This is a genomic window from Kitasatospora sp. NPDC001261, from assembly GCF_042896795.1.
Lineage (GTDB): Bacteria > Actinomycetota > Actinomycetes > Streptomycetales > Streptomycetaceae > Kitasatospora.
Genome location: NZ_JBIAXP010000016.1, coordinates 152,326 through 164,227, shown reverse-complemented (window position 1 = coordinate 164,227; position 11,902 = coordinate 152,326). Strand labels below are relative to the sequence as shown.

Genomic DNA, 11,902 nt, shown 5'->3' with positions numbered 1-11,902 from the left:
CGGCCGGGCGGGGCCCGCCGGCCCCGTCGACTCCGCTCGGATGAGGACGACTCAGGAGGGCAGGACGGCCACGGCCTCCACCTCCACCAGCTGGTCGTGGTACCCGAGCACGGCGACGCCGAGCAGGGTGCTCGGGGCGTCGTGCTCCCCCATGTAGGCGCGGTAGACGTTCCACACCTTCACCAGGTCCGCCTGGTCGGCGGAGGCCACGTAGACCGTCGTCCGGGCGATGTCGGTGAGGGAGGCGCCGGACTCCTCCAGCACGGTTAGCAGGTTCCGCATCACCTGGTGGGCCTGGGCCTCGAAGTCGCCGACGGCGACCGTCCGCCCCTCCTCGTCGAGCGGGCAGGCCCCGGCCAGCCAGAGCGAGCGGACCGGGGCGTCGACCTCCGCCGCGTAGGCGTAGTCCACCGCCCTGGTCAGCCGCGTGGTGCGGATCAGCTTGACGGCGCTGCTCATGTGGTCCTCCGACGGTCCCGACCGAACGTTCGCGCCCATCGTTGGCCTCTCCTGAGCGACCGTCAAACCATTTAACCGGTGAACTCCCTTCCGTTCCGGGCCTCCTGCGTCCACGATTCACCGTTGCGGGGGATGGCGGACTGGCCCGCCGGAGCGCCATCCTGGTGCCTGCGCCCGGGGACCACGCCCCCGGGCGCTCATCCACCTCCAGCCCCGGGAGGCACCGCCATGGAGCCCCAACCGTCCGGCCGCGACCAGGCTTCCGGAGTCCGCCGGCGCCGCATGCTCGGACTCGCGCTCGGGGCGGGCCTCGTCCCGGCGCTCGGCCCGGCGGCCCAGGCGGCGTCCGACGCCCCGCCGGAGACGGCCGGGTCGCTGCCGGCCGCCGCGCTGGGCCGCCGGGTCGCCGCCGTGGCCGCGAGCCAGCTCGGCGTGCCGTACGCCTGGGGCGGCGGCGACCGGCTGGGCGCGAGCCTCGGCTTCTGCGACGAGGACAACGGCTGGTTGAACGGCGTGTGCATGGGCGAGGAGACGGTCGGCTTCGACTGCAGCGGCCTGTCGCTCTACTGCTGGTACCGGGCCAGCCACGGCACCGTCGAGCTCGGGCACTACACCGTCGCCCAGTTCAACCTCAGCGCCCCGGTGGAGCGCGACGCGCTCGCCCCGGGCGACCTCCTCTTCTTCTCCCGCCCCGACGCCCCCCTGCACCACGTCGGGATCCACGTCGGCGAGGGCGCGATGATCCACGCCGAGCGGACCGGCACCCTGGTCGCCCGGGTCGAGAACGTGCTCGACGTCCCGCGCTGGGCGGGCGAGTTCGCCGGTGCCCGCCGCCCGGGTCAGCCCACCGCCTGAGCCGGTCAAGCCGACCGGCTGTTCACAGGCCGCCACGCCGCTCCCCCATCCCGTGGTGCACCCGCAGCAGCAGCTCCTGCAGCGCCCGCCGCTCCCCCGCGTCCAGCGGCGCGAGCACCTCGTCCTGCACCGCCCGCGCCTGGGCGTCGAGTTCGGCGAGCAGCGCCCGTCCGGCGTCGGTGACGGAGACCGAGACCCGCCGCCGGTCGGCCTGGTCCCTGGCACGCTCGACGTACCCGGCGGCGGCGAGCTGGTCGGCGACCTTGGCCAGGTCGCTCGGGTCGATGGCCAGCCGCCGCACCAGGTCCCGCTGGGCCTGCGGGCCGAAGTCGGCGAGCGCCGCCAGCACCGCCATGTCCCAGAGCCGCAGGCCGCGTTCGGCCAACCGCTCGGCGAACCGGCCGCGCGCCGCCTTGCCGACCCGGGAGAGCAGGTAGGTGGTGAGGTCCAGCAGGGTCGGGGGGAGCCCGGCGGCGGACTGGGGGTTCTCGGTGGCGTGCTGGGGATTCTCGGAGGCCATGGCGACAGTCTAGGGTCCGTCCCTATAGTGGGTTCCGACCCACTGATTCGGAACCGCCGCCCCCTTGCCAGGAGTTCGCCCGTGGACGCCCTGTACCCCCGCCTGCTCGTCACCCGCTTCGCCGAGTGCTTCGGCTTCTACCGCGCCGTCCTCCCGCCGCTCACCGGCGCCACCCTGGTCAAGGGCTCGCCCGAGAGCCCGTACGCCAACTGGGACCTCGCCGACCAGGCCCTGCTCGCCCTCTTCGACCGCTCCGCGATGGCCGCCGCCCTCGGCACCGCCGAACCGCCCGGGCACACCGGCGCACCCACCGCGCCCGCCGCCCTCGCGCAGGACGCCGCGATGCTGGTCCTGCGGGTGGCCGACGTGGACGCCGCCCTCGACCTCTGCCTGCGCCACGGCGGCACCCCGGTCGCACCCGCGACCGACCGCCCGGAGTGGGGCCCCACCCTGCGCAGCGCCCATCTGCGCGACCCGGACGGCCGCCTGGTCGAGCTCCAGTCCTACTGACCGGCCCGCGCCGCGCGGGGCCTCGGACTCCAGCGGCGCGGGCCGGTCGACGGAACGTCCCGGCCCGGCCTACTCCATCGGCAGCGAGGGCCGGTCTGCCGGCCCGGACGCCGCGAAGTCACGTTCGGCCTGGGCGAGTTGCTCGGCCCGGTAGTCCGAGGAGCAGGCCCGCCCGAGGGCCTGCGAAGCGGCATCGGCGCCCGGGACGTGCCCGAGTACGGCGGCACAGTACTGGACGGCGGGGCTGGGCAGCGGCCGCAGCTCGGCCGAGCCGGCCGGGGTGGCGGCCACCGCCCCGGCAAGGGCGAGCGAGCCGGCCAGGACGGGAGCGGCGAGGCCGCGGGGAATGCGCATCGGGGTACCTCCGGACGGGTGGGGACAGCGGCGGTGGACTCGGCCGCCCGGCCCATTCGACGGGCGGCCGCCACCCGCGGCTCGGCCGACACACCGTGCACCGCACTAGTCGTACGTACGCCACCGGCGCGGCGGCCGACGGAGCCGACGGCCGGCACCCCCTCGATCACAGCCGCCACCTCCCCGTTCCCGGCCGCCGCCCCGGCGATCAGCTCTCCGGCCGCCCCGAGGCGCCCTCCGGCCACAGCTCCGCGTCGCACGCCGCCACCAGCGCGCCGATCCGCGCCCACGCCTCCTCGGCCGGCAGCGGCTCCAGCCGGCGGCCGTCCCGCAGCCGCAGCGCGACCCGGTCGTCCACGGCCTCCTTCACCCCGATCACCGCCTGGTACGGCACCAGCCGGGCCGCGCGGATCCGGGCGCCGAGGCTGCCGTGCTCGGGGCCGGCGACCTCGGCGCGCAGCCCGAGGTCCAGGCAGCGCTGCCGGAACCGCTCGGCCTGCGGCAGTTCGGCCTCGGAGACGGGCAGCAGCACCACCTGGACGGGTGCCAGCCAGGCCGGGAACGCGCCCCCGTACAGCTCGATCAGGTGGGCGACCACGCGCTCGACGCTGCCGATCACGCTGCGGTGCACCATCACCGGGCGGTGCTTGGCGCCGTCCGCGCCGATGTAGTGCAGGTTGAACCGCTCGGGCTGGTGGAAGTCGATCTGCACGGTGGAAAGGGTGAACTCGCGCCCGGCGCCGTCGGCGATCTGCACGTCGATCTTGGGACCGTAGAACGCCGCCTCGCCCTCCGCCGCCTCGAACGGCACCCCGGAGCGCTCCAGCACCTCGGTGAGCAGGGCGACGGCACGCTCCCAGAGCGCCGGGTCGGCGACGTACTTGCCGCCCGCGCCGGGCAGCGAGAGCCGGTAGCGGACCGGGACAATACCCAGTGCCCGGTGCGCCTCGCGGATCAGCTCCAGTGCGGCGACGGCCTCGTCGGCCGCCTGCTCCGGGGTGCAGAAGATGTGGGCGTCGTTCAGCTGGATCGCCCGGACCCTGGTCAGCCCGCCCAGCACCCCGGACAGCTCGGACCGGTACATGCCGCCCAACTCGGCCATGCGCAGCGGAAGTTCCCGGTAGCTGTGGGAGCGTGAGCGGTAGATCAGCGCGTGGTGCGGACAGAGGCTGGGGCGCAGCACCATCTCCTCGGAGCCCAGCTCCATGGGCGGGAACATGTCCTCGCGGTAGTGCGCCCAGTGGCCGGAGATCTCGTACAGCTCGCGCTTGCCGAGCACCGGGGAGTAGACATGGCGGTAGCCGGCCCGGCGCTCGCGGCCGCGGATGAACTCCTCCAGGGAGTGCCGGATCGCGGCGCCGTCGGGGAGCCAGTACGGCAGGCCGGAGCCCATCAGCGGGTCGGTGTCGAAGAGGTCGAGTTCACGGCCGAGCTTGCGGTGGTCGTGGGCCGCGTTGTCGTGCGAGGGCTGGTTACGCATGGTGGTCTCCACTCGGTCTGCGGGCGAGTGGGACCGGAAACGGCGAAGCCCCGGGGCACTCGCCCCGGGGCTTCGGACTAGGTCAGCAGTCAGCGCGCCGGGACTCTCTCCGGCGTCGTCGTGGCGAGTGCAGCGCGCTTCATACGTTCCACGGTAACAGCTCCGGTCCGTCGGTGGTGATCTTTTCCAGAGCGGGATCGGGGCCCGAATCCCGGCCCGGCGGCTCAGAAGAGCGTGACGCACCCGCGTGCGGCCAGCGCCGCCAGCAGCCGGGCCGACGGCCGCACCTCGTTCCATCGGAGGTCCAGCTTCTCCAGCGCGGGCAGCGCCCCCGGGTCGGCCAGCCAGTCGGGCAGTTCGGTGATCCGGTTGCCGCGCAGGTCGAGGCGGCGCAGTCGCGGAAGCCCGGCGAGTACGGCGGGCAGTTCAGTGAGGGCGTTCTCCCGGAGTTCCAGCTCGCGCAGCTCCGCGAGGCCGCCGACCGACTCCGGCAGTCCGGTCAACTCGTTGCCGCGCAGCCAGAGTTCACGCAGCGCACCGAGTCCGCCGATCGACTCCGGCAGGGCGGCGAGCCGGTTGTGCTGGGCGCGCAGCTCGATCAGCGAGTCCAATCCGCCCAGGGTGGACGGGAGTTCGGTGAGCTGGTTCTCGCCCACGTTGAGGTAGCGCAGCGCGGTGAGCCGGCCGAGCCCCTCGGGCAGGGCGGTCAGCGCGTTGTCGTGAAGGTAGAGGAAGTCCCGGAGCCCGGTGAGGTCGCAGAGCTCGACCGGTAGCGCGGCGAGCCGGTTGTGCCCGAGGTCGAGGGTCCGCAGCCCGGTCAACCGGCCGATGCCGGGAGGGAGTTCCCGGATGCCGGTCTCGGCGAGGATGAGCACGGTCAGCTCGGTCCGGTCCCACACCTCGGCCGGCACCTCGTCGAGCGGGCGGCGCCAGAGGTTGAGCGTCACGTCCGCCGCTCCTCCCCCCGCTGTCATGCCTGCCCGCCCTGGGCCGGGCCGATGCGGAACTCCGCCAGCTCCCGGCCGTACCAGCGGTCGGTCAGTCCGGTACTGGTCATCCCGAGGCGCCGGCAGACCGCCGCCGACCGGGTGTTGTCCGGGGCCAGGATGGCGCGGATCTCGGTCAGGCCTTCGGCGAAGCCCTTGGCCAGGACGGCCCGGGCGGCCTCGGTGGCGATGCCCCGGCCCCAGCTGTCCGGGTGGAGGTGCCAGCCGATCTCGACCTCGCCGTCCCCGTCCGGCACGGGAAGCAGCAGGACCGCTCCCGCGACCACGCCGGTGTCCCGCCGTTCGACCGCCCAGACCCCGTACCGGGGGCCGGTGGAGCGCTCACGGCAGTGTTCGATGTACTGGCGGGCCTCCTCGGGGTGGGCCAGGGCGCGCGGCGTCCGGCCGAGCCACTGAGCGACCTCCCAGCGGGAGTAGATGTCGAACGCGCGCTCCTGGTCCGCCACCGTCCACTGACGCACCACCAGCCGTTCGGTGGTCAGCACCGTCTCCGAGCCCGGTTCCGTCCCCGCCATGGCGCGCACCCCTCTCCGATGATCTGTGTGGATCACCGTACGCACCCGAGCCGCCCACCGGAACTCCGAAGCCCGCCCGACCCCCTGTTGTCGAGGGCGGGCGGGGCTCCGACTGCCGGCCGCCGGCCGCCGGACCGCCGGTCAGATCGCGGACGGGAGGTGGAGCGCGGCCACCAGCCCGGCCACCGTCCGGAGCCTGGCGACGTACTCGCGGCAGTACTGCCCGTCGCCGACTGCCCCGTTGCTCAGTGGCAGAACTCGGCCTCCGCGAGCTTGCGTTCGCCGTCCACCCAGTCGGCGTTGGTGTTGAACACCGCCGCGTGCCGTCCGTCCCGGGTGGTCAGTGCCACCGTCGACGAACCGTGGATGCCTCCCGTGTGGCCCCAGAGGGTGATCCCACAGCTGAGCTTCACATCGCCGATACCCAGCCCGGGGCCGCCGGTGGCGGTGGCGGGGAGCATCTCGTCCAGCTCGGCCTTCGGCAGCAACTGTCCGCGCATCAGGGCGGAGTAGAAGCTGGTCAGATCAGCGGTGGTGGAGATCATTTCCCCGGCCGCCCCGGCCCACGAGGGGTTGAGTTCGGTGGTCTCCACTGGCGTCGTGGAGCCGCCGAACAGCTTGGAGTAGCCGAGCGCGTGCGGCCGGGGCAGGTCGACCGCGGTGCCGGGCAGGCTCGTCGCGGAGAGGCCGAGCGGTCGGATGATCCGCTGCTCGATCGCTTCGCCGTACGGGCGGCCGGTCACCTTGGCGATGATCATCCCGGCCAGGAGGTAGTCGGTGTTGGAGTACTTGACCTGCTTCCCCGGCTTGAAGAGCAGCGGGTGGCGGACCGCGAGCCGCACCAGGTCCTCGGGCCGGTAGGTGTCGTAGCGGTGGTTCAGGAAGTCCGGGGAGGCGAGCCGCTTCAGCATCAGCGGATCCTGATCGAAGGAGAACAGTCCGCTGGTGTGCCCGAGGATCTGCCGGATCGTGATCGCCGATCCCTTTTTCCCGACCCCTTGCAGCACGCCGGGCAGCCACTTCTCCACCGTGTCGTCCAGGTCGAGCCGGCCCTCGGCCTGGAGCTGGAGCACCACGGTCGCGGTGAAGGTCTTCGTCACGCTGCCGATCCTGAACCGCTCCCGGGGCGACCGGGGCTGTCCGGTCGCGGTGTCGGCCGTCCCGACGGCCGCCGACCAGTTGTCGTCACCCTCTCGGACGCCCGCGATCGTCCCGGGGAGGCTCTCGGCCCGGACGAGGTCCGCCATCGCGGTCCGCGTCGCACCGTGCCCGCCGCCGTGCTCTCCCTGGACACCGGCCGCCGCGGCCGCGGTCACCGTGCCCATCACCATCGCAGCGGCTACCGCCACCGCACCGAACCCGCGCCGAAGCGCCCCCTGCCGAGCCATGCCGACCTCCAAGGTCTGTGTCGTTTGTCCCCCCTGACCGGACCGGCGGCCCCGCCTCGCCCGGATGATTTCCGCCCGAGATCCGAGGACGGCGGGGCCGCAGGTCCGGGAAGGTGTCAGCAGGCGGTCGAGACGGTGACCCAGTGGTCCTCGTACCAGACCTCGATGGTGCACTTCTTGTGCGCGACCGACGCCGAGGCGGTGCCCGCCGTTCCCGCGGTGATGCCGACCAGCGCGACGAGTGCGGCGAGCGCGGTGGCCGCGCGCCGCTTACCGGTGCGTGCGGTGGTGGTCCTGGTGGCCATGGCTGGTTTCCTCTTCCTGTGGGCCGGCCTCGCCGAGGAGGCTGTGCCGGCTGGGTGATGCGAGGCAGGAGTGCGTCCCCGATCGTGGGTTCCGCCGCCCCTGCGCCCTCCGGCCGGAGGGCGCAGGACGAGGATGCGCCGCGGCCTCGCCCCCGAGGGAGGGCAGAGTGTGCCCTGGCGGACCGGCCGTGGTTGTGCGACCGGTCGCGGCCCCGGCGCCGTCGGGCCGTCGGGCCGTCGGGCCGTCCGCCGTAGGGGTCGGGTACCGCTACGGTCGGAGTCCCGCCGGACGGTGTCGGTCTCGGGGCGTATGGGCGGACCGTGGTGGGCATGCTGACAATCGTCGGTATGGACATCGCCGAAGCTCTTCGTGACTTCCTGGTCTCCCGCCGGGCGCGGCTTCGCCCCGAGGAGGTCGGATTACCTGCCCACGGCGTCCGCAGAGTGGCCGGCCTGCGCCGCGAGGAGGTCGCCGCATTGGCGGCCATGAGCGTGGAGCACTACACGCGGCTGGAACGAGGACAGGCGTCGCGGGTCTCGGACGCCGTCCTCGCCGCGGTGGCCGATGTCCTACGGCTCAGCCCGGGGGAACGCCGCTACCTGCGCAGTCTTGCGCGTCCGGTCGGCATCGAGGAGGCCGCCCTCCCCACGGACCGGCGGTCGAGCATGCAGCACGTGCTGGACTCGATGGTTCTCACGCCTGCCTACCTGGTCGGCCGGGGTGGCACGATCCTGGCCTGGAACGGGCTGGCGGCAGCCGTGTTCGCCGACTTCTCCCGTGTCCGCCCGGACCGCCGCACCGTTGGGCGGCTGGTCTTCACCGACCCGCGCGCCCTGCGGCTGTACGTGCACTGGGAGGAGAAGGCCCGCGAGACCGTGGCCTATCTGCGCACCGAGGTCGGCAAGTGGCCGCACGACCCCGGCCTCGCCCGGGAGATCGGCGAACTGAGTGCGCACAGCGCGGTGTTCCGCCGGCTCTGGGACGAGCAGGTGGTGCAGGAGAGCAGCCACACGAAGCTCCTGCTCGCCTGCCCGCCGGTGGGCCGCCTCAGCCTCTCCGCCGAGGCCCTCTACGTCGCAGGACACCCGGACGAGGTGATCGCCGTGTACACCGCCGTCCCAGGCTCCGACGACGAACAGGCCCTGCGCCGCCTGGCCCGCGCTGTCGTGCCCGCGTCCGCACCTGCGTCCGCACCGGTGTCGACGCCCACGGCCGATCCGGCCGGGACCTGACGGAAACCGTCAGGGCCGGCCACATCCCCACCGACCTCACCCTCGCCTCGCCCCGCCGCGCCGCACCCGCACCCGCACCCGCACCCGCACCCGCACCCGTCCACGACTACCCGACGGAACCGCGCCGCGCGGCCCGAGTCAGGGCGCTTCCGGACGGCGCACGGCGGAAACCGCACCGCTCCGACCCGCCGACGCCGGTCGAGGACCTGCGCGGACGAGCCGGAGCGGTGGAACCACGTGACGGCAGACGGTCAGCCCAGCTTCGGCATCACGGCGGCCGGCCCCTGCACCGCCGAGCCCGTCGCCTTCCCGGTGCCGCAGAAGGCCTGCTCCAGGAAGCCGACCTCCGCCCGCATCTGCGCGACGAGCTCCGCATCGCCACCACTCGGGGTGACGGACATCGACACCTGCCGGTCGCCCGAGCTCCACAGCTCGGAGCTGTACCCGGACACCGAGCCGTTGTGCCCGTAGATCGGACCGCAGGAGAGCTGCCAGCTGGCCATCCCGAGCCCGTAGCCCAGCCCGCTCGGCACGCCCTCGACCTCGATCGGGGTCGTCGTGTTCATCTCCTTCAGCAGCGCGGGCGGCAGCAACCGGCCGCCCTGGAGGGCCTTGTCGAAGCGGTTCAGGTCGCCGAGGGTGGAGACCGCCTCGCCGGCCGCGTTCGCCCAGGTGACGCTCGCCACCGTCACGTCCCGGTCGCTGTGGTCCGCCGGGCCGGGGCCCTCGGGCACCGTCCAGTAGCCGTGCGCGTGCGGGCCCCGGATGCCGGTGGCCGTGCCCGGGAAGTACGTGTCGGTGAGGCCGAGCGGGCGCAGGATGCGCGCGGTGACCTCCTGGGCGTAGGCGTGCCCGGTCACCTTCTCGATGATCATGCCGAGCAGGGTGTAGTTGACGTTGGAGTAGCCGTACCCGGTGCCCGGCGGGAAGTCGGGCGCGTGCGCCACCGAGGAGGCCACCACCTGGGCCGGGGTGATCTGCCGGGTCAGGCCGCCCTGGTCCAGCCAGTTCCGGACGACCGCCGCGTCCGTCCAGTCGGGGAACACCCCGCCCTTCTCGTTGGTGGAGTCCCAGAGCCCGGAGCGGTGGCTGAGCAGTTGACGGACGGTGATGTGGTCGCCGTTCGGGACCAGCCCGGGCAGGTACCGCTCGACCGGCTCGTCCAGGCCGATCCGCCCCTCCCCGACCAGTTGGAGCACCGTGGTGGAGACGAACACCTTGGTGACGCTGCCGACCCGGAACCGCCCGTCTGCGCGGACCGGTGCGCCGGTGGCCAGGTCGGAGACGCCGGACGCCCCGCGCCAGACCCCGTTCCCGTCCCTGACCTCCGCGATCGCCCCGACCGCGCCGGCCCCGGTGACCGCCCGCAGGGCCGCCGCCCTCGGGTCGCCGGAGCCCGGCCGCGCGTCGGCGGCCCCGGCCGCACCGGCCGAGACCACCGGCCCGGCCAGTGTCAGACAGACCGCCCCCACCAGCGCGGAAACAAACGTACGACGTGCCATGCGACCCCACCTTCGCAGTCGGCGAGCAGCTCCTCGCCTTCGTCGCCCAGCCTCGCCGCACCGTTGACAGTCCGTCATCCCCCGCCGGGAGGAGCCGGTCGTACACCGGACAACGGAGGGCGTCCACCGGAAGGCGTACATCCCCGCCGGCGCCGCCACCGGGCGCGGCTACCGGGCCGGGGCCGGACGGACCGGGTGCTTGCTCAGGATCGACACCCGGTTGAAGGCGTTGATGGCGATCGACACCCAGACCGCCGCCGAGATCTCCTCGTCGCTCAGCACCTCGCGCGCCACGCCGTACGCGGCCTCCTGGAGCGCCGCGTCCGCCGGGTCGGTGGTCGCCTCGGCCAGCCCGAGCGCGGCGCGCTCGCGGTCGCTGAACACCTCGGTGTCCCGCCAGGCCGCGAGCACGCCCAGGCGCTGGGCGGTCTCGCCCTCGCGGATCGCGGCCCTGGTGTGCACGTGCAGGCAGTAGGCGCAGCCGTTGATCTGCGATACCCGGAGGTTGACCAGCTCGATCAGCCGGCGGTCCAGTCCGGCCGCGGCCGCGACCTCGCGCGCCGCCTCGGCGGCGGCCAGGAACGCCTTGTACGCCTGGGGGCTCTGCTTGTCGATGAACACCCGCCGGTCCGTCGGAACCGCCGCCACATCACTCACCTGGACTCCTTAGGCTGATCGGGCTGTCGTGCGCCACTCTGCCATGGCATGATAGTTGAATATAGAACTAATTGCACCTGGGAGGGACCACCCGTGAGCACCGCCGAGACCGACCGCGCCGCCACCCCCGCCGCCGACCCGCGGGTGGAGGTCCTGCCCGCCCGGGACGTGCCGCTCGGCGGCCCGCGCGCGATGACCGTACGCCGCACCCTGCCCCAGCGCTCCCGCAGCACGATCGGCGCCTGGTGCTTCGTCGACCACTACGGTCCCGACGACGTCACCAGCACCGGCGGCATGGACGTCGCCCCGCACCCGCACACCGGACTGCAGACCGTGAGCTGGCTCTTCACCGGCGAGATCGAGCACCGCGACAGCCTCGGCGTCCACGCGTACGTCCGGCCTGGCGAGGTCAACCTGATGACCTCCGGCCGCGGCATCGCCCACTCCGAGGTCTCCACCCCGGCCACCACCGTCCTGCACGGCGTCCAGCTGTGGGTCGCCCTGCCCGAGGAGCACCGGCACACCGGGCGCGACTTCCACCACCACGTGCCCGCCCCCGTCGCCCTGGACGGCGGCGAGGCCCGGGTCTTCCTCGGCACCCTCGCCGGCGACACCTCCCCCGTCCCCACCTTCACCCCCCTGCTCGGCGCCGAGCTGACCCTGCACCCCGGGGCCACCGTCACCCTCGACGTCGACCCCGCCTTCGAACACGGCCTGCTGGTCGACAGCGGACACGTCCGCCTCCTCGACACCCCGCTGCGCCCCGCCGAACTCGGCTACGCCGCCCCCGGCCGCGACACCCTCACCCTCACCAACACCGGCGACACCGACGCCCGCCTGGTCCTGCTCGGCGGCACGCCCTTCGAGGAGCAGATCGTCATGTGGTGGAACTTCATCGGGCGGTCCCACGAGGACATCGTCCAGGCCCGCGACGAGTGGCAGGCCGCCACCGACCGCTTCGGCGCCGTCCAGGGCTACCCCGGCGACCGCCTCCCCGCCCCCGAACTCCCCGGCCTCCCCCTCAAGCCCCGCGGACGCGTGCGCTGACCTGCGCGTTACGCGATCGGGGGTGCGGCGCCCGGGTCCACCGCACCCCGAGCCGGGCCACAGGGCCATG

At 73.7% G+C, this 11,902-nt stretch carries 14 protein-coding genes; 4 read left to right on the top strand and 10 right to left on the bottom strand.

Annotation, left to right across the window (positions count from 1 at the left end):
* Window positions 1–51 precede the first annotated feature (51 nt).
* Window positions 52–459: a RidA family protein gene (locus ACFY4B_RS22525; protein WP_117486153.1), complete on the bottom strand. Its 408-nt coding sequence runs from the start codon at window positions 457–459 to the stop codon at window positions 52–54.
* A gap of 228 nt (window positions 460–687) precedes the next feature.
* On the opposite strand from ACFY4B_RS22525, the gene ACFY4B_RS22520 reads away from it, so the two are divergent.
* Entirely contained in the window at window positions 688–1,314 is a 627-nt protein-coding gene (locus tag ACFY4B_RS22520) for a C40 family peptidase (RefSeq protein WP_387970245.1), read from the top strand.
* A 22-nt stretch (window positions 1,315–1,336) separates the two neighbouring features.
* Here the strand turns inward: ACFY4B_RS22520 and ACFY4B_RS22515 are convergent, their stop codons facing one another.
* Window positions 1,337–1,834 carry a MarR family winged helix-turn-helix transcriptional regulator gene (locus tag ACFY4B_RS22515; RefSeq protein WP_387970242.1) on the bottom strand — a complete coding sequence of 166 codons (498 nt, stop codon included), beginning with the start codon at window positions 1,832–1,834 and terminating at the stop codon, window positions 1,337–1,339.
* 81 nt (window positions 1,835–1,915) lie between these two features.
* Between ACFY4B_RS22515 and ACFY4B_RS22510 the strand changes: the two genes are divergently transcribed.
* Window positions 1,916–2,344 carry a VOC family protein gene (locus tag ACFY4B_RS22510; RefSeq protein ID WP_387970239.1) on the top strand — a complete coding sequence of 143 codons (429 nt, stop codon included), beginning with the start codon at window positions 1,916–1,918 and terminating at the stop codon, window positions 2,342–2,344.
* Window positions 2,345–2,413: 69 nt separating this feature from the next.
* Here the strand turns inward: ACFY4B_RS22510 and ACFY4B_RS22505 are convergent, their stop codons facing one another.
* The 6 genes from ACFY4B_RS22505 to ACFY4B_RS22480 all read right to left on the bottom strand — a co-directional run bounded on the left by ACFY4B_RS22505 (window position 2,414) and on the right by ACFY4B_RS22480 (window position 7,393).
* Window positions 2,414–2,698: a hypothetical protein gene (locus tag ACFY4B_RS22505; RefSeq protein ID WP_074002912.1), complete on the bottom strand. Its 285-nt coding sequence runs from the start codon at window positions 2,696–2,698 to the stop codon at window positions 2,414–2,416.
* Between the two features lie 208 nt (window positions 2,699–2,906).
* Entirely contained in the window at window positions 2,907–4,178 is a 1,272-nt protein-coding gene (gene thrS, locus ACFY4B_RS22500; RefSeq protein ID WP_387970236.1) for a threonine--tRNA ligase, read from the bottom strand.
* A 224-nt stretch (window positions 4,179–4,402) separates the two neighbouring features.
* Window positions 4,403–5,125: a leucine-rich repeat domain-containing protein gene (locus ACFY4B_RS22495; RefSeq protein WP_387970233.1), complete on the bottom strand. Its 723-nt coding sequence runs from the start codon at window positions 5,123–5,125 to the stop codon at window positions 4,403–4,405.
* 23 nt (window positions 5,126–5,148) lie between these two features.
* Complete coding sequence (locus ACFY4B_RS22490; protein WP_387970230.1) at window positions 5,149–5,700, bottom strand: GNAT family N-acetyltransferase; 552 nt, start codon at window positions 5,698–5,700, stop codon at window positions 5,149–5,151.
* Window positions 5,701–5,945: 245 nt separating this feature from the next.
* Window positions 5,946–7,049 carry a serine hydrolase domain-containing protein gene (locus ACFY4B_RS22485; RefSeq protein ID WP_387970227.1) on the bottom strand — a complete coding sequence of 368 codons (1,104 nt, stop codon included), beginning with the start codon at window positions 7,047–7,049 and terminating at the stop codon, window positions 5,946–5,948.
* Between the two features lie 155 nt (window positions 7,050–7,204).
* Entirely contained in the window at window positions 7,205–7,393 is a 189-nt protein-coding gene (locus tag ACFY4B_RS22480) for a hypothetical protein (protein WP_074002916.1), read from the bottom strand.
* A gap of 330 nt (window positions 7,394–7,723) precedes the next feature.
* Between ACFY4B_RS22480 and ACFY4B_RS22475 the strand changes: the two genes are divergently transcribed.
* Window positions 7,724–8,626 carry a helix-turn-helix transcriptional regulator gene (locus ACFY4B_RS22475; RefSeq protein WP_387970224.1) on the top strand — a complete coding sequence of 301 codons (903 nt, stop codon included), beginning with the start codon at window positions 7,724–7,726 and terminating at the stop codon, window positions 8,624–8,626.
* Window positions 8,627–8,877: 251 nt separating this feature from the next.
* Here the strand turns inward: ACFY4B_RS22475 and ACFY4B_RS22470 are convergent, their stop codons facing one another.
* The gene (locus tag ACFY4B_RS22470; protein WP_387970221.1) at window positions 8,878–10,128 is read right to left on the bottom strand and encodes a serine hydrolase domain-containing protein; all 1,251 of its coding nucleotides are present in this window, start codon (window positions 10,126–10,128) and stop codon (window positions 8,878–8,880) included.
* Window positions 10,129–10,296: 168 nt separating this feature from the next.
* The gene (locus tag ACFY4B_RS22465) at window positions 10,297–10,785 is read right to left on the bottom strand and encodes a carboxymuconolactone decarboxylase family protein (RefSeq protein ID WP_387970218.1); all 489 of its coding nucleotides are present in this window, start codon (window positions 10,783–10,785) and stop codon (window positions 10,297–10,299) included.
* A 48-nt stretch (window positions 10,786–10,833) separates the two neighbouring features.
* Between ACFY4B_RS22465 and ACFY4B_RS22460 the strand changes: the two genes are divergently transcribed.
* Window positions 10,834–11,832 (top strand): pirin family protein, encoded by a 999-nt coding sequence (locus ACFY4B_RS22460; protein ID WP_387970215.1) that lies wholly within the window; start codon window positions 10,834–10,836, stop codon window positions 11,830–11,832.
* Window positions 11,833–11,902 lie beyond the last annotated feature (70 nt).

Coding starts and splice junctions, on each gene's coding strand:
- ACFY4B_RS22525 (WP_117486153.1), bottom strand. CDS start 459: ATGAGCAGCGCCGTCAAGCTGATCCGCACCACGCGGCTGACCAGGGCG.
- ACFY4B_RS22520 (WP_387970245.1), top strand. CDS start 688: ATGGAGCCCCAACCGTCCGGCCGCGACCAGGCTTCCGGAGTCCGCCGG.
- ACFY4B_RS22515 (WP_387970242.1), bottom strand. CDS start 1,834: ATGGCCTCCGAGAATCCCCAGCACGCCACCGAGAACCCCCAGTCCGCC.
- ACFY4B_RS22505 (WP_074002912.1), bottom strand. CDS start 2,698: ATGCGCATTCCCCGCGGCCTCGCCGCTCCCGTCCTGGCCGGCTCGCTC.
- thrS (WP_387970236.1), bottom strand. CDS start 4,178: ATGCGTAACCAGCCCTCGCACGACAACGCGGCCCACGACCACCGCAAG.
- ACFY4B_RS22490 (WP_387970230.1), bottom strand. CDS start 5,700: ATGGCGGGGACGGAACCGGGCTCGGAGACGGTGCTGACCACCGAACGG.
- ACFY4B_RS22480 (WP_074002916.1), bottom strand. CDS start 7,393: ATGGCCACCAGGACCACCACCGCACGCACCGGTAAGCGGCGCGCGGCC.
- ACFY4B_RS22475 (WP_387970224.1), top strand. CDS start 7,724: ATGCTGACAATCGTCGGTATGGACATCGCCGAAGCTCTTCGTGACTTC.
- ACFY4B_RS22470 (WP_387970221.1), bottom strand. CDS start 10,128: ATGGCACGTCGTACGTTTGTTTCCGCGCTGGTGGGGGCGGTCTGTCTG.
- ACFY4B_RS22460 (WP_387970215.1), top strand. CDS start 10,834: ATGATAGTTGAATATAGAACTAATTGCACCTGGGAGGGACCACCCGTG.